The following is a 24,195-nucleotide window of genomic DNA, read 5'->3' as shown; positions in this document are numbered from 1 at the left end:
AGCCGGGCTGTGCAGAGCTGCAACTCGGCCTGGCCGTGCTGGGCGTGATACACGCGGCGTATCGCCGCAGCTGGTGATCGGTATTGGCATCGCGCGACCATCCCGCGGGATGCTGCGCGCATGGATACGAATACGGTTTCATTCGAGGGCCAGGTTGGCCTCGTCACCGGCGCGGCCACTGGCCTGGGCTTTGCCTACGCCAAGCTGCTGGCCGGCATGGGCGCCTGCGTGGTGTTGCATGACGTGGGCGCGGACAGTGATGGCAGTGGCCGGGATCCGCAGCGTGTTGCCGATGCGGTGGCGCGCCTGCGTGATCAGGGACGGATGGCTTACGGCGAGCACACGCCCATCGACAACCGCAATGATTGCCATGCATTGGTGGAGCGCGTGCTGCGGCAGCATGGTCGCCTGGATTTCCTGATCCACAACGCCGGTTGGGTCGAGTATCAGCCCGTCGAAACCTTGGATGCGCAGCGTCTGGAACGGATGCTCGACATCGCCGCGAAGGCGCCGTTGTGGCTGGCGCAGGCTGCATGGCCGACGATGCGTGCAGCAGGTGGCGGCCGCATCGTGGTGACCACGTCCGATCGCGCCTTGTATCCGCAGTATGTGCAGCAGGGCCTGGGGGCCTATGCGATGGCGAAGATGGCCGCAGTGGGCTTGGTCAACGTGCTTGCTGCCGAAGGCGCGGCATCCAACATCATCGTCAATGCACTCTCGCCGGTGGCCAAGACGCGCATGTGGGGCATCAGCGGTGAAGCGGACGAACTGCATCCGGATACGGTTGCACCGGGGGCTGCGTTCCTTGCGTCACGGCAGTGCAGCGAAGGCGGCTGGATACTGCGTGCAAGCAATGGGCAGTTCCGTGCGACGCGGCTGCAGGAAATCGCCGACGTGCAGTACCCGCGCGATCTATGCGCGGTGTCCGCTGACAGCGCGCAGGCGGTTTGTGATTTGTGGAATGACATCGCCGCACCGAGTACATCGCACAGCGCTGGCTGCTAGGCTGCCGGCCCTGCATCTTCTGGCCGGCTCGCATGATTGATCTTCGTCTGTTGCGGCAGTTCGTGGCTGTCGCTGAAGAACTGCATTTCCATCGCGCCGCCGCGCGCCTGCATATGTCGCAACCGCCACTGACCGCAGCGATCCGGCGGTTGGAGGCGAGCGTGGGGGCGGAGTTGATCGTGCGTGGCAACCGCACGCTGGGGCTGACGGCGGCGGGCGCGACCTTGCTGGCCGAGGCGCGGCAGACACTGCTGCAGGCCGAACAGGCGCTGCTCCGCACGCGTGACGTGGCCGCAGGACGCAGCGGCAGGTTGCGCATCGCCTATGTGGGCAGCGCGCTGTACGGGCGACTGCCCGCGTGTATCCGCGCATTCCGGCAGTCGCACCCGCAGGTGCGGCTGGAGCTGCGTGAGGCGACCTCGCGCCAGCAACAGATGATGCTGCGCGCGGATGCGATCGATCTGGGGATTCTGATTCCGCCGGTGCCCGATGCAGGGGAACTGGAACTCCGTGCTTTTGACCATGGCGGCTTGGCCATCGCCGTGCCGCGCGAGCATTCCCTGGTAGCTGCTGGCGAGATGAGTGTGGCCGCATTGCGCGACGAGGCGTTCGTGATGTGGCCGGCGGAGGAGGGCATCGGTTTCCACTCGCAGGTGATGGCGCTGTGCCGTGATGCGGGCTTTCTGCCCCGGGTCGTGCAGGAGGCGCATGGCATGCATGCCGTGCTGTCGCTGGTGGCGGTAGGCGCAGGTGTCGCGATCGTGCCAGCGAGCATGGCCGGCTTCCGTAGCGAGGACATCCGCTACCAGTGGATCAATGCCACCGGCGCCGGATTTGAACTGCAGTTCTGCCTGCGGCCGGCACACGGCAACCCGGCGTTGCGGGAATGGCTGCGAGGCTGCGACCAGCGCTGAGGGGTTGATGGGCTGGGCAGGTCGGATACGGTGGATCGCCGTGCCGATGCCGGTTCATGCGCGAACGTGAACAATTTAATGCGCGAAATTGCATGATTAAGTCAGTTTGTGCATGATTGATGGTGCGCATTCCCCGTAGTCATGCCCAAATCCGCCGATGAACGCCTCCGATCCCGATGTGCTCCCGCAGGAGCGCCAGCAGCGCATCCTTGAACAGCTGCGCCGCAACGGGCGAGTGATTGCCAGCGAACTGGCTGCCGCATTCGGCGTCTCCGAGGACTCCATCCGCCGCGATCTGCGCGAGATGGCCAGCCAAGGCCTGTGCCGGCGCGTGTACGGCGGGGCCTTGCTGCCGACCCCTCAGTTCGACGCCCTGCCAGCGCGGATCGACCGCAGCGACGACGGACGCGTCGCGCTGGCGGTACGCGCGGCATCGCTGATCCAGCCCGGGCAAGTGGTGTTGCTGGACGCCGGTTCGACCAATGTGGAAGTCGCCCGCGCGCTGCGCGGCAAGGCGGTGACGGTGGTGACCAACGCACCGGCCATCGCCGAGATACTCGGTGGCGAACATGCGACGGAAGTGGTGATGATCGGTGGCCGGATCGATCCGGTCAGTGGTGGGGCAATCGGCGCCATCGCCGTGCAGCAGCTCGACCAGCTGCAGGCCGACGTATGCCTCCCGGGCACCTGCGCGGTGGACCCTGAAACCGGCATCTGGGGCATCAACGCCGAGGAGTCGGCGTTCAAGCAGGCCATGATCCGCGCCAGCGGCGTGGTGGTCATCGTCGCGACCGACGCAAAGATCGGCGCACGCGCGAGCTTCCGAATTGCCGGCATCGATCAGGTCGATCACCTGGTTGTCGCCGACAGTGTTCCCGCCGCGATGCTGGAACGCTTCGCGCTGGACTCGCTGCACGTGCATCCGGTCAGCGTCGGCCCGGTCTGATCCGAGCTCCCCTTCCAATGACTGCCCGCACCTGCGGCGCCCATCTGTCAATTCAACGCATGCCCAATCCAACCGGTCTTCAACGCTGTCAGCAGATCGCCACGCGCGCTGCATTCTTCGTTCCCGGGTTCGCCATTGCCTGCTGGGCGCCGCTGGTCCCGTTCGCCAAGGAGCGTGCCGGACTGGATGAGGCAATGCTGGGCGTGGTGCTGCTGTGCCTGGGCCTGGGCTCGCTGCTGGCGATGCCCATTGCCGGCATGCTCGCAGCCCGGCACGGTTGTCGTGCGGTCATGCTGGTGACCGTGGTGCTGATGGTCCTCACCCTGCCGTTGCTGGCCAGCGCTCCCACGCCGTTGGCCATTGGACTGGTGTTGCTGGTGTTTGGCGCGGCGATCGGCGCGATGGACTGCGTGATGAACATCCAGGCTGTGGCGGTCGAGCGCGAATCGGGCAGGCCGATGATGTCCGGCTTCCACGCCTTCTACAGCATTGGTGCGCTCACTGGCGCGGCGTTGGTCGCGTTGTTGTTGTCCGTTGGCGCAGGAGTATTGCTGGCAACGCTGGTGGTGGCGGCAGGTGTTGCGGCGGTGACTGCCGTGTCGCTGCGCTGCTGGCGCAGCGAACGCGCCCCGCACGGCGAAGCCAGCTTCGCAATGCCCAAGGGCGTGGTGATCCTCATCGGCATCGTGTGCTTTGTGACCTTCCTGGCCGAAGGCTCGATGCTGGACTGGAGTGCGGTGTTCCTGCATGAAGTGCGCGGTGTCGAACTGGAACATGCTGGCTGGGGCTTTGTTGCGTTCAACGTGGCGATGACGGTGACGCGCCTGTTGGGAGACCGTCTGGTCAGCCGATTGGGTGCTTCCCGCGCCGTGCTGCTGGGCGGCTTGCTGGCCAGCGGCGGGTTCTTCCTGGCCACGCTGGTGCCGAGCTTTGCGATCGCGCTGTTCGGCTATGCACTGGTTGGCATTGGCTGCGCCAATATCGTGCCGGTGATGTTCACCCTTGCCGGCAAGCAGACGCGGATGCCGGAGAGCGTCGCCATTCCGGCGGTGACCACGCTGGGCTATGCGGGAGTTCTGCTGGGTCCGGCCTCGATCGGCTTCATCGCCCAGCATTGGTCGCTGCCGGTGGCGTTTGTGCTGGCGGCATCGGCGCTGGCAGGCGTCGCGGTGCTGGGGGCGTCGTTGCGGGTGCGGTGATTGCTGATGGCCGCAGTCTGCACCGGTGGAAAGGCCTTGCTTTACGCAAGACCTGTGATCCCGGCGCAAGCGTTGGTAGTGCTTACTTGAAATCCAGCGTCTGCTCGAAGGACTTCAATGCATGCCGGGCCATCGCCAGGTTGGCGCGGGCGCGATCCAGCACCACGTACAGGAACAGGTCCTGATTGCTGTCGAGCGGGCGGATCAGGTGGTACTGCTTGGACAGCGTCAGCAGGATGTCTTCGATGCTGTCGGTCAGGCCGAGCGACTTGGCTACCTGCCGCTTGGCACGGACAACGTCGGCATTGCCGGCGGCGGCGACTTCCAGATTGATCGCGCCACCGCCGAGTGTGCCCAGCGCCATGCCGCTGTCGCTGTCCACCAGCGCTGCGCCAATGAAGCCGGCTATCTCACTCAAGCCATCCAGTCTTACGTTTCCGGTCATTTCCAATCCAGTAATGAAGGGTTTCGGGCAAATACGCCGCCGCCCGGAGAGCGTCCGGGCGGGTCGCCGCGCACCATAGAGGAAAGCTCCGCCCCAGTTCCAGTGATGCAGGTATGGATTGACGCTGGCAGCGCGGCCCCCGCGTATGAACAACGTGGCCGGATGCAGGGTTCTGCGGGGCAGCGGTGAACCGGCCATCTTCGATGTGCCGTATCGGGCGAAAACCCTTCTTCTGGCCATCGTGACCTTCGGCCGATCCCTGTGCTGCCCCGAATCCACTACGCTCGGAGGCTGCGTCGCGCTTGCTTGCGTCGCCCTAATCCCTGTTTGGCCGGAGGTTTCCATGTCGTTTTCCAAGCTCGTCCCGTTGTCACTGACGGTTGCCATCGCCGCGTCGCTGGCTGCCTGCGGCAAGACCGAGGCGCCCGTTGCGCCGGTTGCCGATGCAAAGCCGGCATTCGACCAGTCGCAGATCAAGACCCAGCTGATCTCGCTCAACGCTGCCGACCTGGATCCGTCCATCCAGGCCTGTGCCGACCTCAATGGTTTCGTCAACAGCAAGTGGCTCAAGGCCAACCCGGTGCCGGGCGACCAGACCACCTGGGGCAGCTTCGAGATCCTGCGCGAGCGCTCGCTGGAAGTGCAGCACGCGCTGGTGCAGCAGGCTGCCGCCGCCAAGGCCGAGGCCGGCTCGGTGGAAGCCAAGATCGGCGACATCTGGAAGACCGGTTCGGACGAGGCCACCATCGAAGCGGCCGGCATCAAGCCGCTGCAGCCGGAACTGGACAAGATCGCCGCGCTGAACGACAGCGCCGCGCTGAGCGGCTACCTGCGTGACAGCTACGCGCAGGGCAACGGCTTCCTGTTCGCGCTGTACGCCAGCCCGGACTTCAAGGATTCGGCCAACGTCATCGCCTACGTCGGCCAGGGCGGCCTGGGCCTGCCGGAGAAGGGTTACTACTTCGACGAATCGCAGGCCAAGATCCGCGACGCCTACGTGGCTTACATCGAACAACTGCTGACCCTGTCTGGCGTGGACGCCGCGCAGGCAAAGACGCAGGCCAAGGCGGTGATGGATTTCGAAACCCGCCTGGCCAAGGCCTCGCTGTCGCGCATCGAGCTGCGTGATCCGTCCAAGCGCTACAACCCGGTCAGCGCCGCCGACGCCGACAAGCAGACCCCGAACTTCAGCTGGACCGCATTGTTCGACACGCTGCAGATCCCGGCCAAGGACAAGTTCTCGCTGGCCCAGCCGGGCTTCTTCGGCGAAGTGGACAAGATGCTGGCCGACGTGCCGGCCGCCACCTGGCAGGCTTACCTGCGCTTCCACACCGTGGACAACGCCGCGCCTTACCTGAGCAAGAACTTCGAGCAGGCCAACTTCGATTTCTTCAACAAGACCCTGCGCGGCCAGCAGGAAATGCAGCCGCGCTGGAAGCGCGTGCTGGAGTCGGTGAACGGCTCGATGGGTGAAGCACTGGGCCAGCTGTACGTGGACGCGGTGTTCCCGGCCGAATCCAAGGTGGCCATGCAGCACCTGGTGGAGAACCTGTCCGTTGCACTGAAGGCACGCCTGGAAACGCTGCCGTGGATGGGCGCGGACACCAAGAAGAAGGCGCTGGAAAAGTGGGCCAGCTTCACCCCGAAGATTGGCTACCCGGACAAGTGGCGTGACTGGTCGGGCCTGACCACCAATGGCGACAGCTACCTGGGCAACGTGCAGGCCGCGCGCGCGTTCAACTACCGCTACATGCTGGGCAAGATCGGCAAGCCGGTGGACAAGACCGAGTGGGGCATGACCCCGCAGACGGTGAACGCGTACTACAACGCCACCAAGAACGAGATCGTGTTCCCGGCCGCCATCCTGCAGCCGCCGTTCTTCGACGCCAAGGCTGATCCGGCGTTGAACTACGGTGGCATCGGCGCGGTGATCGGCCACGAAATGATGCATGGCTACGACGACTCGGGCAGCCAGTTCGCCGCCAACGGCAACTTCGACAACTGGTGGACCGATGCCGACCGCACCGCGTTCAACAGCCGCACCGACCAGCTGGTCGCGCAGTTCGACGGCTATGAGTCGCTGCCGGGCGTTAACGTGAAGGGCAAGCTGACCCTGGGCGAGAACATCGGTGATCTGGGTGGCCTGACCGTTGCCTACGACGCGCTGCAGATGGCGTTGAAGGAAGATGCCAAGGTCAATGTGCCGGTGGACGGCTACACGCAGGACCAGCGCTTCTTCATGAACTGGGCCACCGTGTGGCGCCGCAACTTCACCGACGGCGAGCTGCGCGTGCGTCTTAACACCGATCCGCACGCACCGGCGAACTTCCGTGCCAACGGCGCCCCGTCAAACATGCCCTCGTATGCGGCAGCGTTCCAGTGCAAGGCCGGCGATGCGATGGTGCGCGCCGACGACAAGCGCGTCGTGATCTGGTGATCACGGCGATTGCCTGAAGTTGTTGCATGAAACGAGGAAGGCCCGGCATTGCCGGGCCTTTTCTCTGGGATGAAGTGGCGATCGGCTGGTGCGCGATGCCTCAAGCCGTCACTCCCGCGCAGGCAGGAATGACGGCGCGAATTCATCGGGAGCTTCCCAGCAGCCGCTCCGCCAACGCGTGTTCCTCCGTGCGCAGGGTCAGCACCCGCACGCCCGTTTCAGTGACCTCGACAGTGTGCTCGCACTGCGCGGACAACTTGCCGTCACGGGTGGTCACCGTCCAGCCGTCATCGCTGCTGTCGATGGCCGCGCGGCCCTGGTTGATCATCGGTTCAATGGTGAAGGTCATGCCTGCCTGCAGCGCCAGGCCGGTGCCACGACGGCCGTAATGCAGCACTTGTGGTTCCTCGTGCATCTCGCGGCCGATGCCGTGCCCGCAGTATTCCTTGACCACCGAATAGCCGGCTTGCTTGGCATGGCGCTGGATGGCAAAGCCGATATCGCCCAGCGTCGCGCCAGGACGCACCGTGGCGATGCCTTTCCACATCGCCTCGCGCGTGCTGTTCACCAGCCGCCGCGCGGCATGGCTGACCTCGCCGATCAGGTACATCTTGCTGGAGTCGGCGATGTAGCCGTTCTTCTCCAGGGTGATGTCCAAATTGACGATGCTGCCATTGCGCAGGATGTCCGACGCCGATGGAATGCCGTGGCAGACCACGTTGTCGATGGAGCTGTTGAGTACGTAGGCGAAGCCGTACTGGCCCTTGCTGGCCGGGCGTGCCTTCAGTTCCTGCACGATGAAACGTTCGACCCAGTCATTGACCTGCAGCGTGCTCAGGCCTTCCAGCGGCAGTCGGTCCAGTGCTTCGAACACCGAGGCCAGCAGGCGGCCGGATTCGGCCATCAACGCCAGTTCGTGCGGTTGCTTGATCATGATTCGGCGGCCAGCAGTGTCACTGGCCGCACCCCGGCGGCGGTGAGTTCGCGGGCGACGATTTCCTGGTAGCTCAACTGCGGGTTGAGCTCGCAGAGCATGCCGATCTTGATCCAGAAGCCGGCCTGGGCATTGATGGAGCGCCCGGAAACCGTGCTTGCCCGGCGGATGTTGTCGTGCAGTTCGTCGTCGATGTTGACGATGCCCATGCTTCACCTGATATGTTGAATACGCGAATCATATATGAATCGTATATTCCAGCAAGTTCGGGGTAGGTGGGGATGTCGAGACCAATGCTCACCGCCTCCACGACGATGTGGCCATGCAGGCAGAAATGAAGCACCGCGCTATCCCGGTACAACAGTCCAGGGGAGCCGCGGCAGCCGCCAAGGCCTAGGCGACGCAGTCGCCGTCGCGCAGCATGCCGACGAACTCGCCATACAAGCGCTGATCAATCCGCTTGTTGCCGTCGGCGGCGAGAATTTCCAGTGCCCGGGTCGTTGGCAGCGCGTTGCGGTAAGGGCGTTGCGTGGTCATCGCATCAAAACCATCGACGATGGTAAGGATGCGTGCGCCCAGCGGAATTTCCTCGCGCTGCAGGCCATGCGGATAACCGCTGCCATCCCAGGCCTCGTGGTGGTGAAGTATCAATCTTGCCACCGCAGCGGCATCATCGCGGCCCGTGGTGGCGAACAGGCGTGCGCCGCGTTCGGGATGGGTGCGCATGACGTTCTTCTTGCTCTCATCCAGCTTGCCTGGGAACAGCAGCACGTCATCGCGAATACCGATCTTGCCGACATCGTGGAAGCGTGCGGCCAGCACAAGGTGGCCAAGTTCTTGTTCATCAAGACCGCAACGGATTCCCAATGCCTGTGCCAGCTGCGAAACACGATCGCAGTGATGGTCGGTGTAACTGTCGCGCTGATCCAGTGCGGCGGCCAACACCGCGATGGTGCAGGATTCGTCTTCCGGCGGAATGGAGATGCGCACGGGCATGGGAGTTGGCGACATGAGAAGGCCAGTACCCTGGCGACGGCGCGATCATAAGCGAGGGCGCGCATTCTCCGCGTGCCCTCGCTTTCACGCAAACATCACGCGCTGCTTCGTTCAGGAATTCGATGGACGCAGGGTGGTCAGCAACGCGCGTGCAGCGTTGAAACGATCAGCGCTTTCCGGCAACGGATGCTTGATGCGCAGCTTGTCCGGGCCGTCCATCTGATACAGCTTGGGTTGCTTCTGGATCAGCTGGATCACCGCCATCGGGTCGATGTCGGGCTTGGCTTCAAACACGATGCGGCCACCGTTCTCGCCCAGCTCCAGCTTGCGGATGCCCAGTGCGTTGGCTTGCAGCTTCAGCTCCGCAATGGCGAACAGATGCTTCACCGCATCCGGCAGCAGGCCGAAGCGGTCGATCATCTCCACCTGCAACTCGCGCAGGGCGATGCTGTCGCGCGCGCTGGAAATGCGCTTGTACAAGGTCAGGCGCGTATGCACGTCGGGCAGATAGTCTTCCGGAATCAACGCCGGCACATGCAGTTCGACTTCGGCACCGCGCGGTACCTCGCCGGCATCCAGGTCGGGCAGCTTGCCGGTCCGGATCGAGCGCACCGCGCGTTCCAACAGTTCGGTGTACAGGCTGAAGCCAACCTCGGCCATCTGTCCGCTCTGGTCTTCGCCGAGCAGTTCACCGGCACCGCGGATTTCCAGATCGTGCGTGGCCAGGGTGAAGCCGGCGCCCAGCTCGTCCATCGAGGCGATGGCTTCCAGACGTTTGTGCGCGTCGGCGCTGATCGAACGTTTGTCCGGCGGCACCACCAGGTAGGCATAGGCGCGGTGGTGCGAACGGCCGACGCGGCCACGCAGCTGATGCAGCTGGGCCAGGCCGAACTTGTCGGCGCGGTTGATGATGATGGTGTTGGCGTTGGGGATGTCGATGCCCGATTCGATGATGGTGCTGGCCAGCAGCACGTTGAAGCGCTGCTTCTGGAAATCCAGCATCACCTTTTCCAGCTCGCGTTCGGGCATCTGCCCGTGCGCCACGCCGATGCGTGCTTCAGGCACCAGCTCGGACAACTCGCGCTGCATCCGGCCCATGCTTTCCACATCGTTGTGCAGGAAGTACAGCTGGCCACCGCGCGAGAGCTCACGCTGAAACGCTTCGCGCAGCTGCGCGTTGTCCCAGGCGGTGATGAAGGTCTTGACCGCCAGCCGGTTCGGCGGCGGCGTGGCGATGATCGACAGGTCACGCAACCCGGCCATGGCCATGTTTAGCGTGCGTGGGATCGGCGTGGCGGTGAGCGTGAGCAGGTGCACGTTGGCGCGCATCGCCTTCAGCGCTTCCTTCTGGCGCACGCCGAAACGCTGCTCCTCATCGACGATGACCAGTCCCAGATCCTTGAACTTCACGTCCGGCTGCAACAGCCGGTGCGTGCCGATGATCACATCGATCGTGCCTTCGGCCACCTTTTCCAGTTCGGCCTTGATTTCCTTGGTGCTCTTGAAGCGCGACAGCACTTCCACCTTGAGCGGGTAGTCGGCGAAGCGGTCGCGGAAATTGCGGTAGTGCTGCTCGGCCAGCAGCGTGGTCGGCACCAGCACCGCCACCTGCTTGCCACCGCTGGCGGCAGCGAAGGCGGCGCGCACGGCCACTTCGGTCTTGCCGAAGCCCACGTCGCCGCAGACCACGCGGTCCATCGGCTGGCTCGATTGCAGGTCGCGCAGGGTGGCGTCGATCGCGGCCTGCTGGTCCGGGGTTTCCTCGAACGGGAAACCGGCAGCGAACGGCTCGTACATGGCGCGGTCGATGTCCAGCGCCAGGCCTGCACGGGCCTGGCGGCGCGCCTGGATTTCCAGCAGCTCGGCGGCGACGTCGCGCACCTTCTCGGCGGCCTTGCGCTTGGCCTTGGCCCATTGCTCGCCACCGAGTGAATGCAGCGGCGCGGTTTCCGGTGAAGCACCGGAGTAACGGCTGATCAGGTGCAGTTGCGCGACCGGCACATACAGCCGGTCGCCCTTGGCGTATTCGATTTCGAGGAACTCGCCGGGCATGCCGCCCACGTCCATCGCGATCAGCCCGCGATAGCGGCCCACGCCGTGGTCCTCATGGACGATGGGCGCGCCTTCGGTCAGCTCACCCAGGTCACGGATGATCGCTTCCGGCTCGCGCCCGGCACGACGCGTGCGACGCGCATGGCCGGCACGTTCCGGGAACAGCTGGCGCTCGGTGAGCACCGCCATCGGCGGCTCGCTGAGGGCGAAGCCATCGTCCAGCGGCGCAACGGTGATGGCGAACCTGACAAGCCCCTCGCCCTCCGGGAGAGGGGTTGGGGAGAGGCTGCGCTTGCTCTTGCCGTCGGCGCCCGTACCCCCATCCGGCCCTTCGGGCCCACTTCCCCCGAGGGGAGAAGGGAGGAACGCGTTGAAGTTGGCGATCACCGGTGGGCGCAGATCCGCTGCCTGCAACACCTCCAGCAAGGCCTCGCGTCGGCCCGGCGAATCGGCGGCGATCAGCACCCGGCCGGGATAGTTCTCGATGAAGGATTTCAGCGCCTGCCCGGCTGGCGCATCCTTGGCCGCGACCGGCAGCGGCGGCAAGGGCTGGTCGCCCAGCGCCTGCGCCTCGTTGATGCGCGGATGCTCGGCCGGCCAGACTTCCACGCGCGGCTGCTTGTTGAACTGCTCACGCAGGCTGTCCGGCGACTGGTAGATCTCCTCCGGCGGCAGCAGCGGGCGCTCGATGTCGTGGCGGCGCTGTTCGTAACGGCTGTTGGTCTGCAGCCAGAACGCTTCTGATGCATCGGCCACGCCGGTGCCAACCACTGTCAGGAAACCTTCGGGCAGATAGTCGAACAGCGTTGCGGTCTTGTTGAAGAACAGCGGCAGGAAGTACTCGATGCCCGACGGCAGCACACCCGCCTTCAGGTCCTGGTAGAGCGGGCTGCGGCGCGTATCCACGTCGAAGCGCTCGCGCAGCGTGGTCAGCACCTTGGCCAGGCTGACCTCGTCCACCGGTACTTCGCGGCCGGGCAGCATCTTCACCGCATCGACCTTGTCCAGCGAGCGCTGTGATTCCGGGTCGAATTCGCGAATCGAGTCGATGTCCTCGTCCAGCAGCTCGATGCGCAGCGGTGCCTGCCTGCCCATCGGATAGACATCGAGCAGGCCGCCACGCACGGCGAAATCGCCCGGGTCCATCACCTGCGCCACGTTGCGGTAGCCGGCGCCTTCCAGCCGGCGTTTTTCCGCGTCCATGTCCAATCGCTGGCCGACCTTCAGGTCAAAGCTGCTGCCGACGATGTAGCTCAGCGGCGCCAGCCGTTGCAGCAGCGTCTGCACCGGCACCACGACGATGCCACGGCTCAGCGTGGGCAGGCGGTGCAGTGCGGCCAGCCGTTGCGAAATGATGTCCGGATGCGGGCTGAACTGGTCGTAGGGCAGCGTTTCCCAATCCGGGAACGGCACCACCGGCAGCGCGTTGGCATCGCTGCCCAGCAGCGTCTCCAGGTCGGACACGGTCTGGTGCGCGGTCTGGTTGTCGCGCGTCACCAGCAGCAATGGCTTGCCGTGGGCCTGCGCGGCGCGGGCCACGTGCCAGGCCAAAGCGGTGGTGGACACCGGGGCGCGCCACCAGGCGCGCAGCTGGCCCGCACGCGGAAGCGGCGGAGAGGGGAATTGGATGGCAGACATGAGCCGCCGATTTTAACAGATGCGCTTTTGGAGCCCGCTGTGAGCAAAGGGGAGCGGGACGTGAGAAACAGCAAGAGCAGAAGCCGGGCGTCCTGCTTCTGCTCTTGTTGTCGGGCTCACGGGCAGCGCCGGAACGGGGGAGGGGCGGGAACAGTGCCGAGGCAGGCCCCGCCTTCCTTCACTGGGCTTTCCAGATCAGGAAGCCAGCTCCAGCACCATCCGCACCAGGCCCGGCGTGCCGCTGGGATGCGGCACCTGCTTGAAGCCCAGTGAGGCGGCCAACTGCTGCATCGGCTCGTTGTCCTGGGCAATGTCGCCGTACAGGCGGTCCAGGTACTTGCCGCGGGCCCATTTGACCAGCTTGCGCATCAGCTGCCGGCCCAGGCCCTGGCCGGCCAGGAAGCGGCTGACCAGGATGGCGTACTCGGCATCGCGGGTGCCGGGGATGATGGATGCGCGGGCAACCGCGCCAACCACCGCTTCCCCCGGTGGCAGCGGCTCGGCCGCTACCAGGGTGATTTCGGTCTTGGGGTTGGGATGGGTGAGCCGCTGGGCGGTTTCATCGGACAGCGCCTCCACCGACTGCAGGAACTTGTCACGTACTTCTTCCGGCCCGAACAGAGCAAACGCTCCTTGCAACGGGGCGCCGTCTTCCGGGCGGATGGGGCGGATCAGCAACTCGCGGCCACTGGGGGCCTTGAAGTTTTCATGCCAGGGCGGCATGCGATTGCGGGTAGCCATGACGACGGTTCCTCCAAAGTCCCCTGATTCTGTCACTCACCCTGCCACGTACTGTGAACACGGTCCAAAGGACGTGACGAAGGGCGTTGGGCCTCATTCAGCTGTCTTGAGCCACTCCAGCCGGGTCGAGGCGCCGGCCTCCCCAAGGTGCTGCTTCAAGGCGGGCAGGGCCGGGGCCAGGACCTTGTCGAACTGCCAGGGCGGATTGATCAGCAGCATGCCGCTGCCGTTCAGGCGCAGCGGGGAGTCGTCCGGGCGGATCAGCAGTTCGGCCAGCAGCACCGATTTGGCCGGCAGGTGGGTCGCTTTGCGGAAGAACTGCTGCAGGCTGCGGCGCTGCTTGATCGGGTACCAGACCGCAATCTGGGCCTGCGGCATGCGGGTGAGGATCTCGCGCACGGTGGCGATGATCTGCGGATACTCGGCGTCCTGGGCCTCATAAGGCGGGTCGATCAGCACCAGCGCCCGGCCGATCTTGGTCGCGCCGGCCTTAGGCGGCAGGAACGCGCGGATGGCCTCGTAGCCATTGCCCTGGTGGACCTGCACGCGGCGGTCGTGGGCGAACAGCTCCTTGAGTGCCGCGGCCTCTTCCTTCTGCAGCTCGCAGGCAGCCAGACGGTCCTGCTCGCGCAGGGCACGGGCGGCCAGCAGCGGCGAACCGGGGTAGGAGATCATCGCGCCGACCGGGTTGTCGGCCTGTACCGCGCGCAGATAGTGCTCCAGCACTTCCGGCAGCGACGGGGTAGCCATCAACTGCATGATGCCTTCGTTGGCCTCGGTGGTCTTGCGGCTTTCCTCGGCCGAAAGCAGGTAGCGGCCCCGGCCGGCATGGGTATCGAGCACGAAGAACGGGGATTCCTTGTGCTTGAGTGCATCGATCATGGCCAGCATGACGATGTGCTTGAGCACGTCGGCATGGTTGCCGGCGTGGAAGGCGTGGCGGTAATTCATCGGCAAAGTGTACGGGGGTGCAGGGGTGGCGGCTATGCTGGCGTCATGTCCGACCAGCCAGCCCGGGTTCTTGTCGTCGAAGACGAGGCCGCCATCGCCGATACCCTGCTTTACGCCCTGCGTAGTGAAGGCTACGCCGCCAGCCATTGCGCGCTCGGCCGCCAGGCACTGGAGCTGCTGCGTACCGAGGGCGCCGATGTGGTGGTGCTGGACGTGGGCCTGCCGGACCTGGGCGGCTTCGAGGTCTGCCGGCAGCTGCGCACGTTCAGCCAGGTGCCGGTGATCTTCCTGACCGCCCGCAACGACGAGTTCGACCGGGTACTGGGCCTGGAGCTGGGCGCCGACGATTACGTGACCAAACCGTTCTCGCCGCGCGAAATGGTGGCGCGGGTGCGCGCCAGGTTGCGCCGGGCACCGGCTGCGACCGCCGCACCGCCGGAAGGTGGCTGGCGCCAGTGCGGCAGCTTCGCCATTGATGAGGAGGGCCGACGCATTCGTTATGGCGAGGTGCTGCTGGACCTGACCCGTTACGAGTACGCGTTGCTGGCCGCGCTGCTGCGGCGGCCGGGGGCCATCCTCAGCCGCGCGCAGCTGATGGAGCGCGGCTGGGACCACAGCAGCGACAGTGCCGACCGCACCATCGATACCCACGTCAAAACCCTGCGCGCCAAACTGCGTACGGCCGGTGCGCAGGCCGATCCCATCCGCACCCACCGCGGCGTGGGCTACGCGCTGGAAACCTGAGATGCGGCTGGGCCTCAAACTTTTCCTGGGCTTCTTCCTGATCGTCGGCATCGCCGCGTTCTTCGTGATGCGGGTGTTCGTCAACGAAGTGAAGCCGGGCGTGCGCCAGGCGATGGAGTCCACGCTGGTTGATGCAGCCAACGTGCTGGCTGTGATCGCGGCCCCGGACCTGAAGGCCGGGCATATCGCCGATGGCAGCTTTGCCGCGCAGATCGCCACCGCGCAGCGCCGCGACCCGCGTGCGATGGTCTGGCGCTTTCCCAAGCGAAGCATCGATTACCGGGTGACGGTGACCAATGCGCAGGGCATCGTGGTCTACGACTCGCGCGGCCAGGACGTAGGCCGCGACAACTCGCGCTGGAATGACGTGTACCGCACCCTGCGCGGCGAGTACGGTGCGCGCTCCAGCCCGACCACGCCCGGCGATGAAACCAGCACCGTGATGCACGTGGCCGCGCCGGTCTACGACCCGGCCGATGGCCGCAGCCTGATCGGCGTGCTGACCCTGTCCCAGCCCAACGACACCATCGATCCGTTCATTGCCGCCAGCCAGCGCGCCATCGTCGCGCGGGGCGCGTGGTTGATCGGCTTGTCGGCGCTGATCGGGCTGCTGATGACCTGGTGGCTGTCGCGCGGCATCGGTGGCCTGAGCCGCTACGCCAAGGCGGTCAGCGCCGGTGAGCCGGTGCCGCCGCCACGGCACCGTCGCGACGAGATCGGCGACCTAGGCCAGGCGCTGGAGACCATGCGCCGCAAGCTGGAAGGCAAGGCCTATGTCGAGCAGTACGTGCAGTCGCTGACGCATGAGATGAAGAGCCCGCTGGCGGCGATACGCGGCGCCGCCGAACTGCTGCAGGAGCCGTTGCCCGATGCCGAGCGGCAGCGCTTTGCCGGCAACATCGTGCAGCAGGAAAAGCGCCTGACCGAAACCATCGACCAGCTGTTGCGGCTGGCCGAAGTGGAGCAGCACGGCTGGTTGCAGAAGCGCGCCGAGGTGGATCTGGTCGCACTGTGCCGTGCCCTGGTCGAGGATGCCGCGCCGCGCCTGGAGGCGGCGCAGCTGGTATTGGAGAGCCGATTGCCCGAACGCGCGCCGGTGCAGGGCGATGCGTTCCTGCTGCGCCAGGCGCTGTCCAACCTGCTGGACAACGCCATCGCGTTTTCGCCCGAAGGCGGGCATATCGGGCTGAGCGTGCAGTCCGTTGCCGACGGCTGGGCGGTGCGCCTGCACGATGCCGGGCCGGGCGTGCCGGACTATGCGCTGGAGCGCGTATTCGAACGCTTCTATTCACTGGCCCGGCCGCATAGCGGCCAGCGCAGCTCCGGGCTGGGCCTGCCGTTCGTGGCCGAGGTCGCGCGCTTGCATGGCGGCCAGGCGCAGCTGCACAACCATCCCGACGGTGGTGCCGAGGCCATTTTGCTACTGCCGGCCGGCTGACTTCACATTCGCTTCAAATTGGCCACAAACCCCGCTCACCGGTGGCGGCCAAGCTGGTCCCGTTTCCACACGAGAACGGGACATGACTTCCCTCAAACTGCTGTTGCGCTTCGCCATTGTTGGCGGGCTGGTGTTGTTGCTGTTGATTCCCCTGATGTTGATCCGCGGCACCATCAACGAGCGCGAGCGGTATCGCGATGAAGCGATCACGCGGGTTGCGCAGAGCCGCGCCGGCGAGCAGACCCTGATCGGCCCGGTGCGGGTGCTGCCATGGACCCAGCAGCGCGAAGTGGAAGTGGTGGTGGAAGGCAGCACCCAGCGCAAGACCGAGCTGCGCACCGAGCAGGGCTACGACCTGCAGATGCCGCGTCGCTTGAACGTGCAGGGCAAGATCCGCCCGGACGAGCGCCGCGTGGGCCTGTTCAAGGTGCCGGTGTACAGCTGGCAGGCGAAACTGCAGGCCGAGTTCGCGCCGGCCAGTTACCGCGCGGTTGAAGGGCGCACCTACGGGCGGCCCTATCTGGCGCTGGGCATTGCCGATGTGCGTGGCTTGGTCGGCACGCCCAATCTGCGCGTGGATGGCCGTGCGGTGCCGTTGCAGGCTGGTTCCGGCGTACTGGAAGAAACCTCCAAGGGCCTGCACGCGCCGTTGAACGTGCTGGCCGACAGTGCCCAGGGCATGTTGACTGAAGGCAACAAGGTAGAACTGGAATTTGTGCTCGACGGTACCCGCTCGTTGTCGGTGGTGCCGGTCGGCGACGACACCCGCGTGGCGCTGGATTCTCCGTGGCCGCATCCGCAGTTCGCCGGCAGCTTCCTGCCCAACGAGCGCACCGTAGACGACAGCGGCTTCAAGGCCGAATGGGCGGTGTCGTCGCTGGCATCGGCGGCGCAATCGCAGTTGCTCAAGAACATCCGTGGGGTGGGCGGCAGCGTGGAATCGCTGGACGTGGCCCTGGTCGATCCGGTGGATGTGTACACCCAGGCCGACCGGGCCACCAAGTACGGCATCCTGTTCGTGCTGCTGACCTTCGTCGGCTTTGCCCTGTTCGAGCTGATCAAGCAGCTGAAGATCCACCCGCTGCAGTACCTGCTGGTGGGCCTGGCATTGGCGATCTTCTTCCTGCTGCTGGTGAGTCTGTCCGAACAGATCGCGTTCTGGCAGGCGTACCTGATATCGGCCGCGGCGTGTATCGGGCTGCAGGGCTTCTACCTCAGTGGCGTGCTGCGCAGCTGGAAGTACGGGCTGATGTTCTCGACGATGCTGACCCTGTTGTACGGCGTGCTGTTCATGCTGCTGGGCTCGGAGAACAACGCGTTGCTGATGGGCTCGCTGCTGCTGTTCGGCATCCTGGCCGTGATCATGTGGATCACCCGCAAGGTGGACTGGTACGAGTTGAGCAACCGCTCGGCAGCCAAGCCGGCCACGCCGCCAACCTTGCCGTGATCGACGCGGGGTGGCGCAGACCACCCCGCTTCTTCTGGAGCGATCAGGATATGAACCGGGTATCGATCCACCGTCGCGCGCAGCAGCTGTTGCCTGCCGATATCGAAACCAGTGGGCTGTTGCAGTTCGGCATGTCGCCGGGAGAAGTCGAGGACATGCTGTTGGACAGTCTGTTCGGAAGCGACGCACACGGCGTGGTGGTACTGCGCCTTGCCGGTGCCACGGCGGTCGCGATCCAGCGGCAGGGATTGGCGTTTTTCGAGCAGGCGCATGTGGCACGCGCTGGCCTGCCCCATCAGTCGCCCACTCGATATGGACCATGGCAACAGGTTCAGCTGGAGAACACGCTGGACTGGAAGGGCGCGGCTTACTTTGCGGCCGCGCTGGGCGGCCAGGCCTGGTTGGCGGTGCTGCCGATTGAACGGCTGGTGGTTTATGGGTGGTTGGATTGAGTGACGGGCCGGGTGCGCCGCGACCTGAAACGTTGCGTGCGACTGCTTCATTGAGGCCCCTCTCCCCTTGCAGGAGAGGGGTTGGGGAGAGGGGGAGGGCCGCACGGACTAGAATCAGCCCCATGCATCCAACCCTCACCCTCACCACGCTGTACGGCCAGCAGTTGCTGCCGGTCCTGGACGACGTGGCACGCCTGCGCATCACCGTTTTCAACGACTGGCCCTATCTGTACCAGGGCAGCCTTCAGTACGAACGCGATTACCTGGCCGCCTACGCCGAAACGGCGGATGCGGTCTGCGTGGTGGCTCGTGCCGGAGAGCAGGTCGTCGGTGCGTCCACCGGCTTGCCACTGATCGATGATGGCCCGGCCTTCCGTGCGCCGTTCGAGGAGGCCGGTTTCGATCCGGCGCAGGTGTTCTACTTCGGTGAATCGGTGTTGCTGCCGGACTGGCGCGGGCAGGGCATTGGCCATGCTTTTTTCGACGCGCGTGAAGCACATGCCCGCGCACTGGGGCGCTTCGCCACAACCGCGTTCTGCGCGGTGGACCGCGCCCATGACGACCCACGCAGGCCTGCCGCGCATCGCGACAACGAGGTGTTCTGGCGCAAGCGTGGTTACCAGCGACAGGTGGGCATGACCATGCAGCTGCGCTGGGCCGAGCACGGACGCGGCGACGTGCTGCATCCGCTGACCTTCTGGACCCGTGCACTGGAGAGCGCCGCATGAAGATTGCCGTAGCCCGTTACCCGGTGGGTTCACCGGCCGATTTTGATGCCTTTGCGGCGCGACAGGCCCAGGTGCTGGGCGAAGCCGCAGCGGCTGGTGCGCGCATCGCGGTGTTGCCCGAATATCTGTCGCTGGAGCTTGCGGCCACCTTCAGGAAGCACATCTTCAGCGACCTGCCGGCGTCACTGGCGGCGATCCAGCAGTACCGCCAGCAGTGGCTGGCGCTGTTTTCGCGGCTGGCGCGCGAGTTGGACATGCATGTGGTCGCCGGCAGCTTCCTGCTGGATACCGGCAATGCGCGTTACCGCAACCGCTGCGACTGGTTCACTCCCGGCGGCCAGCAGTTGTGGCAGGACAAGCTGCAACTGACCGGCTTCGAGAAATCCACCGGCCTGATCGATGCCGGTGATGAACTGAAAGTGTTTGATATCGACGGCGTCCGCGTGGGCGTGGCGATCTGCTACGACAGCGAGTTCCCACTGCCGGTGCGGCGCCAGTACGAAGCCGGCGCGCGCCTGCTGATCGTGCCCAGCTGCACCGATACCGCTGCCGGGGCCACGCGCGTTCGTGTCGGGTGCCTGGCCAGGGCGCTGGAGAACCGCATGTTCGTGGCCCAGTCGGTCACGGCGGGGCTGGCCGAATGGAGCCCGGCGCTGGATGTGAACACCGGCGAGGCGGCGATCTTTGCGCCGATGGATGCCGGTTTTCCCGCCGATGGCGTGCTGGCGCAAACCCGCGAAGGCCAGATGTGGGCGGTTGCGGAGCTGGATTTCGCAGCATTCGAGGCCAGCCGCACGCATGCGCAGGTGGCCAATGACCGCGATTGGGCAGGGCAATTGCAGCCGGGGTTGGCGCATGCGGTGGTGACAAACGCACACTGAAGTGTCACGACCATGACCATTGGCCGGCTCGGACGCCGGTGGTCGCTGGCTAGACTCGCCCCTTTGTCGTGATTGGCCGAGTGCCGGGGGAATGCTGGTGATCAAGCGTGGTTTGTTGGCGTTGTGCATGGGATTGGCAGTGGGCGCTCCGGCGTACGCCGCCGAGCAGGTCGATCTGGACATGGTGGGCAAGATCCGCCAGGAAGCCTTCCACCGTTCGCAGGTGATGGACACGTTCAGCCACCTCACCGAAAGCATCGGGCCGCGCCTGAGCAACTCCCCGGCGATGGCCGAAGCCAACCGCTGGAGCCGCGAGCGCTTCAACGCCTGGGGCCTGACCAATGTGCATGACGAAGCGTTCGAGGACTTCGGCCGCGGTTGGGAGTTCACCTCGGCCAGTGTCGAGATGCTGTCCGAGCGTGTGCAGCCGCTGCACGCGCTGCCCAAGGCGTGGACGCCGGGCACCAATGGTCCGGTAGAAGGCGAGCTGATCCAGGTCGAGATCAAGAAGCTGGCCGACCTGGAGCAGTACAAGGGCAAGCTGCGCGGCAAGATCCTGCTGCTGGGCGACGCGCGCGAGTACAAGCGCGGCACCGAGGCCGATTCGCACCGTCACGACGCCACCTCGCTGGAAGGCCTGCAGGAATTCACCATTCCCAAGACCGCCGAAGAGGACCGCGCCAAGCGGGTCAAGGAATTCAACGAGCGCCAGGAACTGGCCCGCGCCACCAATGCCTTCTTAATCGAGGAAGGTGCCTTGGCCGCGATCAGCATCAGCGGTTGGGACAACGGCATCATCCGCGTGGCCGGCGGTGGCTCGCGCAAGGCCGGTGAATCGGTGGGCATCCCGGAGCTGGCGATGATCGCCGAGCACTTCAACCCGCTGGTGCGCGCGCTGAAGGACAAGCAGACCGTGCGCCTGCGCGTGAACGTGGATGCGCGTTTCACCGACGCCACCGACCAGCCCGGCTACAACACGCTGGCCGAGATCCGTGGCAGCAGCAAGGCCGACGAGATCGTGATGCTGGGCGCGCACATGGACTCCTGGCACACCGGCACCGGTGCGGCCGACAACGCCGCCGGCGTGGCGGTGATGATGGAAGCCATGCGCATCCTCAAGGCGGTGGGTGCCAAGCCCAAGCGCACCATCCGCGTGGCGCTGTGGAGCGGTGAGGAGCAGGGCCTGATCGGCTCGCAGGCCTACGTTGCCAAGCATTTCGCGCATTACCCGGAACCCACCGACGCGGCGCAGAAGGCGCTGCCGGCCTCGCTGCGCGAGCCGACCGGTGCGCTGCAGAAGCTGCGTGATTACGACAAGTTCCAGGTGTACTTCAACATGGACAACGGCTCGGGCCGCTTCCGTGGCATCTACGCGCAGGAAAACATGGCGGCGATGCCGATCTTCGACGCATGGCTGAAGCCGTTCAACGATGTGGGCGCGACCACGGTGGCCACCCGCAACACCGGCAGCACCGACCACATCAGCTATGACCGGGTGGGCTTGCCGGGCTTCCAGTTCATCCAGGACCGCCTGGATTACTTCAGCAATGTGCACCACAGCCATCTGGATACGTGGGATCACGCTGAGGCCGAGGATCTGAAGCAGGCGGCGGCGATCGTGGCCTCGTTCGTCTACAACGCAGCGATGCGCGAGGGGAATTTCCCGCGCAAGCCGTTGTTGGAGAAGTGAGCGCGGTTGGCATGTGTGGGTGAATGAAGAAGGGCCGCGATGCGGCCCTTCTTCGTTTTCGGGGCAGGGCGGGGAGGGCAGCGTGTTGTCTGGAGTAATAGAGGAGCCAAAGCCAAAGCTACCCCTCCCCAACCCTCTCCTGCGCGCAAGGGGGGGGTAACAGCAACTGCAGGAGCCAAGCCTTGCTTCTGCATCTGCTCCTGCCTTCTGCATTTGCTTCTGCTTTTGCCCCCTCCCTTGCGCGCAGCGCAGGGGAGGGTTGGGGAGGGGTAGTTCTTCGCCTTGAAGGCACAAGCGCCGATCTTCAACATGCCCACGGCCTTCCTTCAGCCGATTCCACCAATCCCCTGATGCTGCCGAGCCCCACCGACCGCCAGCCTCGTGCCCGAAGGCGCTCCTACGGCGGGCACAGCAGGCAGAGGGGGGACGGGGTAAAATGCCGCGATTCCCACTTCTGCGCCTGTCATGACCGTCCGCACTCGTTTTGCCCCCAGTCCCACCGGCTACCTGCACATTGGTGGCGCCCGCACTGCGCTGTACTGCTGGCTGGAGGCCCGCCACCGTGGCGGCGAGTTCGTGCTGCGCATCGAGGATACCGATCGTGAACGCAGCACCCAGGCGGCCATCGACGCCATCCTGGAAGCGATGGAATGGCTGGGCCTGAACTACGACGAAGGCCCGATCTACCAGACCGCCCGCGTCGCCCGTTACAAGGAAGTGGCCGAGCAGCTGATCGCCGACGGCAAGGCCTACTACGCCTACGAGACCAAGGAAGAGCTGGACGCCATGCGCGAGGCCGCCATGGCCAAGCAGGAGAAGCCGCGCTACAACGGCGCCGCCCGCGACCTGAACCTGCCGTTCAAGGACGACCCGAACCGCGTCATCCGCTTCAAGAACCCGCTCGATGGCACGGTGGTGTTCGACGACCTGATCAAGGGCCGCATCGAGATCGCCAACAGCGAGTTGGATGACATGGTCATCTTCCGTCCGGACGGTTACCCCACCTACAACTTCGCGGTGGTGGTGGACGACTGGGACATGAAGATCTCCGAGGTCATCCGTGGCGACGACCACATCAACAACACCCCGCGCCAGATCAATCTGTACGAGGGCATCGGTGCGCCGGTGCCCAAGTTCGGCCACATGCCGATGATCCTGGACGAGCAGGGCGCCAAGCTGTCCAAGCGCACCGGCGCGGCCGACGTGATGCAGTACAAGGACGCCGGCTACCTGCCCGACGCGCTGCTCAGCTACCTGGCCCGCCTGGGCTGGTCGCATGGCGACCAGGAGCTGTTCAGCCGCCAGGAGCTGATCGACCTGTTCGATGTGAAGAACTGCAACTCCAAGGCCTCGCGCCTGGACATGGCCAAGCTGGGCTGGGTCAACCAGCACTTCCTGAAGACCGAGGAGCCGGCTTCAATCGTGCCGCACCTGGTTTACCAGCTGGAAAAGCTGGGCCTGGATGTGAACGCCGGCCCGGCGCCGGTGGACGTGGTCATCGCCCTGCGTGAGCGCGTGCAGACGCTGAAGGAAATGGCCGAGAAGGCCGTGGTCTGGTACACCCCGCTGACCGAATACGACGAAGCGGCCGTGGCCAAGCACTTCAAGCCTGGCGCCGATGCACCGCTGGCCAAGGCCCGCGAGCTGCTGGCCGCGCTGCCGGAATGGAGCGCCGAGACCGTGTCTGCCGCCCTGCACGACGCGGCTGCACAGCTGGAAATGGGCATGGGCAAGGTGGCACAGCCGCTGCGCGTGGCCATCACCGGCACCCAGGTCAGTCCTGACATTTCCCATACCGTGTACCTGGCGGGCCGCGACGAGGCCTTGAAACGCATCGACGCCGCACTCATCAAGGTTCCCAAAGCCTGATTGTTTCGAGGTAGACATGACCGAATCGCACTCCTGTACCGCTCCGCACCACCACGTCGATGACGCGGCGGGTTTCGTTGCGGTGGTCGAACGGGTGTGCCGCGAGCGCGGACTGCGGCTGACGCCGATCCGCGCCAACGTGCTGCGCCTGATCGCCGAGGCGGGCAAGCCGGTCAAGGCCTACGAACTGCTGGAATGGGTGCGCGAAGGCAAGGGCGTCGGTGCCGACGCCCCGCCAACGGTATATCGCGCGCTGGATTTCCTGATGGCCAACGGCTTCGTGCACAAGTTGTCGTCGGTGAATTCGTTCGTTGCCTGCCACCACCCCAGCAGCAACCAGCATTCGGTACCTTTCCTGATCTGCGACCGCTGCCACAGCGCGGTGGAGCTGGAAGACCGCGACATCGTCCGCCAGCTTGAAACCCGCGCCAAGGAGCTGGGTTTCAAACCGCAGGCGCAGACGCTGGAAGTGCATGGACTGTGCGCGAACTGCGCCGGCTGACTGCGCTGGTTGAGTGTTTGAATCGCTGTACGAGGAAAAAGCCGCGCAAAGCGCGGCTTTTTTGTGCACGTAGTACCAGGGAAGCCCTGGTCCGTGTAGGAGCGGCGTGAGCCGCGAAGCCATTGCTGCTTCCGACGTGGTGCGGCCTGCCATCTGGCAATGTTTGATTGCGACGGTTCCTGCGGC

Annotated in this window: 21 protein-coding genes; 14 read left to right on the top strand and 7 right to left on the bottom strand. The window is 65.3% G+C overall.

Annotation, left to right across the window (positions count from 1 at the left end; translation table 11 throughout):
* The first annotated feature begins 120 nt into the window (after positions 1-120).
* The 4 genes from LR961_RS12920 (at position 121) to LR961_RS12905 (ending at position 4,064) form a co-directional block, all read left to right on the top strand.
* On the top strand, positions 121-1,005 hold the full coding sequence (locus LR961_RS12920; protein ID WP_232149908.1) for an SDR family NAD(P)-dependent oxidoreductase: 885 nt from the start codon (positions 121-123) through the stop codon (positions 1,003-1,005).
* A 32-nt stretch (positions 1,006-1,037) separates the two neighbouring features.
* The gene (locus LR961_RS12915; RefSeq protein ID WP_232149899.1) at positions 1,038-1,919 is read left to right on the top strand and encodes a LysR substrate-binding domain-containing protein; all 882 of its coding nucleotides are present in this window, start codon (positions 1,038-1,040) and stop codon (positions 1,917-1,919) included.
* 157 nt (positions 1,920-2,076) lie between these two features.
* Positions 2,077-2,865 (top strand): DeoR/GlpR family DNA-binding transcription regulator, encoded by a 789-nt coding sequence (locus LR961_RS12910; RefSeq protein WP_232149898.1) that lies wholly within the window; start codon positions 2,077-2,079, stop codon positions 2,863-2,865.
* Between the two features lie 59 nt (positions 2,866-2,924).
* Positions 2,925-4,064: an MFS transporter gene (locus LR961_RS12905; RefSeq protein WP_232149896.1), complete on the top strand. Its 1,140-nt coding sequence runs from the start codon at positions 2,925-2,927 to the stop codon at positions 4,062-4,064.
* A gap of 82 nt (positions 4,065-4,146) precedes the next feature.
* On the opposite strand, the gene LR961_RS12900 is transcribed toward LR961_RS12905, so the two are convergent.
* On the bottom strand, positions 4,147-4,509 hold the full coding sequence (locus LR961_RS12900; protein ID WP_232149894.1) for a roadblock/LC7 domain-containing protein: 363 nt from the start codon (positions 4,507-4,509) through the stop codon (positions 4,147-4,149).
* A 343-nt stretch (positions 4,510-4,852) separates the two neighbouring features.
* On the opposite strand from LR961_RS12900, the gene LR961_RS12895 reads away from it, so the two are divergent.
* Entirely contained in the window at positions 4,853-6,946 is a 2,094-nt protein-coding gene (locus LR961_RS12895; RefSeq protein WP_232149892.1) for a M13-type metalloendopeptidase, read from the top strand.
* A gap of 142 nt (positions 6,947-7,088) precedes the next feature.
* Here the strand turns inward: LR961_RS12895 and map are convergent, their stop codons facing one another.
* The 6 genes from map to rlmJ form a co-directional block, all read right to left on the bottom strand.
* Positions 7,089-7,880, bottom strand: a complete 792-nt coding sequence (map, locus tag LR961_RS12890) for a type I methionyl aminopeptidase (RefSeq protein ID WP_232149890.1) — start codon at positions 7,878-7,880, stop codon at positions 7,089-7,091.
* On the bottom strand, positions 7,877-8,089 hold the full coding sequence (locus LR961_RS12885; RefSeq protein WP_232149888.1) for a ParD-like family protein: 213 nt from the start codon (positions 8,087-8,089) through the stop codon (positions 7,877-7,879). The genes map and LR961_RS12885 overlap by 4 nt, the downstream gene beginning before the upstream one ends.
* Positions 8,090-8,273: 184 nt before the next feature.
* Positions 8,274-8,891, bottom strand: a complete 618-nt coding sequence (locus tag LR961_RS12880; RefSeq protein ID WP_232149886.1) for an HD domain-containing phosphohydrolase — start codon at positions 8,889-8,891, stop codon at positions 8,274-8,276.
* Between the two features lie 96 nt (positions 8,892-8,987).
* Positions 8,988-12,566: a transcription-repair coupling factor gene (mfd, locus tag LR961_RS12875; protein WP_232149884.1), complete on the bottom strand. Its 3,579-nt coding sequence runs from the start codon at positions 12,564-12,566 to the stop codon at positions 8,988-8,990.
* Between the two features lie 195 nt (positions 12,567-12,761).
* Positions 12,762-13,307 (bottom strand): GNAT family N-acetyltransferase, encoded by a 546-nt coding sequence (locus LR961_RS12870; protein WP_232149882.1) that lies wholly within the window; start codon positions 13,305-13,307, stop codon positions 12,762-12,764.
* Between the two features lie 93 nt (positions 13,308-13,400).
* On the bottom strand, positions 13,401-14,258 hold the full coding sequence (rlmJ, locus tag LR961_RS12865) for a 23S rRNA (adenine(2030)-N(6))-methyltransferase RlmJ (protein WP_232149880.1): 858 nt from the start codon (positions 14,256-14,258) through the stop codon (positions 13,401-13,403).
* Positions 14,259-14,303: 45 nt separating this feature from the next.
* On the opposite strand from rlmJ, the gene creB reads away from it, so the two are divergent.
* The 9 genes from creB (at position 14,304) to LR961_RS12820 (ending at position 24,009) form a co-directional block, all read left to right on the top strand.
* Positions 14,304-15,002 (top strand): two-component system response regulator CreB, encoded by a 699-nt coding sequence (creB, locus tag LR961_RS12860; protein ID WP_232149869.1) that lies wholly within the window; start codon positions 14,304-14,306, stop codon positions 15,000-15,002.
* A gap of 1 nt (position 15,003) precedes the next feature.
* Positions 15,004-16,440 carry a two-component system sensor histidine kinase CreC gene (gene creC, locus LR961_RS12855; protein WP_232149867.1) on the top strand — a complete coding sequence of 479 codons (1,437 nt, stop codon included), beginning with the start codon at positions 15,004-15,006 and terminating at the stop codon, positions 16,438-16,440.
* Between the two features lie 82 nt (positions 16,441-16,522).
* The gene (gene creD, locus LR961_RS12850; RefSeq protein ID WP_232149865.1) at positions 16,523-17,887 is read left to right on the top strand and encodes a cell envelope integrity protein CreD; all 1,365 of its coding nucleotides are present in this window, start codon (positions 16,523-16,525) and stop codon (positions 17,885-17,887) included.
* A 50-nt stretch (positions 17,888-17,937) separates the two neighbouring features.
* Positions 17,938-18,339, top strand: a complete 402-nt coding sequence (locus LR961_RS12845; RefSeq protein WP_232149864.1) for a hypothetical protein — start codon at positions 17,938-17,940, stop codon at positions 18,337-18,339.
* A 122-nt stretch (positions 18,340-18,461) separates the two neighbouring features.
* Entirely contained in the window at positions 18,462-19,067 is a 606-nt protein-coding gene (locus LR961_RS12840; RefSeq protein WP_232149863.1) for a GNAT family N-acetyltransferase, read from the top strand.
* The gene (locus LR961_RS12835) at positions 19,064-19,948 is read left to right on the top strand and encodes a carbon-nitrogen hydrolase family protein (RefSeq protein WP_232149861.1); all 885 of its coding nucleotides are present in this window, start codon (positions 19,064-19,066) and stop codon (positions 19,946-19,948) included. The genes LR961_RS12840 and LR961_RS12835 overlap by 4 nt, the downstream gene beginning before the upstream one ends.
* Before the next feature lie 97 nt (positions 19,949-20,045).
* Positions 20,046-21,638, top strand: a complete 1,593-nt coding sequence (locus tag LR961_RS12830; RefSeq protein ID WP_232149859.1) for a M20/M25/M40 family metallo-hydrolase — start codon at positions 20,046-20,048, stop codon at positions 21,636-21,638.
* 465 nt (positions 21,639-22,103) lie between these two features.
* Positions 22,104-23,507 carry a glutamate--tRNA ligase gene (gltX, locus tag LR961_RS12825; RefSeq protein WP_232149857.1) on the top strand — a complete coding sequence of 468 codons (1,404 nt, stop codon included), beginning with the start codon at positions 22,104-22,106 and terminating at the stop codon, positions 23,505-23,507.
* A 16-nt stretch (positions 23,508-23,523) separates the two neighbouring features.
* The gene (locus tag LR961_RS12820) at positions 23,524-24,009 is read left to right on the top strand and encodes a Fur family transcriptional regulator (protein WP_232149855.1); all 486 of its coding nucleotides are present in this window, start codon (positions 23,524-23,526) and stop codon (positions 24,007-24,009) included.
* Positions 24,010-24,195: the final 186 nt, after the last annotated feature.

The organism is Stenotrophomonas sp. SY1 (assembly GCF_021202945.1).
Classification (GTDB): domain Bacteria; phylum Pseudomonadota; class Gammaproteobacteria; order Xanthomonadales; family Xanthomonadaceae; genus Stenotrophomonas.
The sequence above is the reverse complement of the archived record's forward strand: the minus strand, read 5'-3'. Positions and strand labels throughout refer to the sequence as shown.

Coding starts and splice junctions, on each gene's coding strand:
- LR961_RS12910 (WP_232149898.1), top strand. CDS start 2,077: ATGAACGCCTCCGATCCCGATGTGCTCCCGCAGGAGCGCCAGCAGCGC.
- LR961_RS12840 (WP_232149863.1), top strand. CDS start 18,462: ATGCATCCAACCCTCACCCTCACCACGCTGTACGGCCAGCAGTTGCTG.
- LR961_RS12835 (WP_232149861.1), top strand. CDS start 19,064: ATGAAGATTGCCGTAGCCCGTTACCCGGTGGGTTCACCGGCCGATTTT.
- LR961_RS12845 (WP_232149864.1), top strand. CDS start 17,938: ATGAACCGGGTATCGATCCACCGTCGCGCGCAGCAGCTGTTGCCTGCC.
- LR961_RS12870 (WP_232149882.1), bottom strand. CDS start 13,307: ATGGCTACCCGCAATCGCATGCCGCCCTGGCATGAAAACTTCAAGGCC.
- map (WP_232149890.1), bottom strand. CDS start 7,880: ATGATCAAGCAACCGCACGAACTGGCGTTGATGGCCGAATCCGGCCGC.
- LR961_RS12920 (WP_232149908.1), top strand. CDS start 121: ATGGATACGAATACGGTTTCATTCGAGGGCCAGGTTGGCCTCGTCACC.
- rlmJ (WP_232149880.1), bottom strand. CDS start 14,258: ATGAATTACCGCCACGCCTTCCACGCCGGCAACCATGCCGACGTGCTC.
- LR961_RS12880 (WP_232149886.1), bottom strand. CDS start 8,891: ATGTCGCCAACTCCCATGCCCGTGCGCATCTCCATTCCGCCGGAAGAC.
- LR961_RS12905 (WP_232149896.1), top strand. CDS start 2,925: ATGCCCAATCCAACCGGTCTTCAACGCTGTCAGCAGATCGCCACGCGC.
- LR961_RS12895 (WP_232149892.1), top strand. CDS start 4,853: ATGTCGTTTTCCAAGCTCGTCCCGTTGTCACTGACGGTTGCCATCGCC.
- LR961_RS12915 (WP_232149899.1), top strand. CDS start 1,038: ATGATTGATCTTCGTCTGTTGCGGCAGTTCGTGGCTGTCGCTGAAGAA.
- creD (WP_232149865.1), top strand. CDS start 16,523: ATGACTTCCCTCAAACTGCTGTTGCGCTTCGCCATTGTTGGCGGGCTG.
- LR961_RS12885 (WP_232149888.1), bottom strand. CDS start 8,089: ATGGGCATCGTCAACATCGACGACGAACTGCACGACAACATCCGCCGG.
- LR961_RS12900 (WP_232149894.1), bottom strand. CDS start 4,509: ATGACCGGAAACGTAAGACTGGATGGCTTGAGTGAGATAGCCGGCTTC.
- creB (WP_232149869.1), top strand. CDS start 14,304: ATGTCCGACCAGCCAGCCCGGGTTCTTGTCGTCGAAGACGAGGCCGCC.
- LR961_RS12820 (WP_232149855.1), top strand. CDS start 23,524: ATGACCGAATCGCACTCCTGTACCGCTCCGCACCACCACGTCGATGAC.
- creC (WP_232149867.1), top strand. CDS start 15,004: ATGCGGCTGGGCCTCAAACTTTTCCTGGGCTTCTTCCTGATCGTCGGC.
- mfd (WP_232149884.1), bottom strand. CDS start 12,566: ATGTCTGCCATCCAATTCCCCTCTCCGCCGCTTCCGCGTGCGGGCCAG.
- gltX (WP_232149857.1), top strand. CDS start 22,104: ATGACCGTCCGCACTCGTTTTGCCCCCAGTCCCACCGGCTACCTGCAC.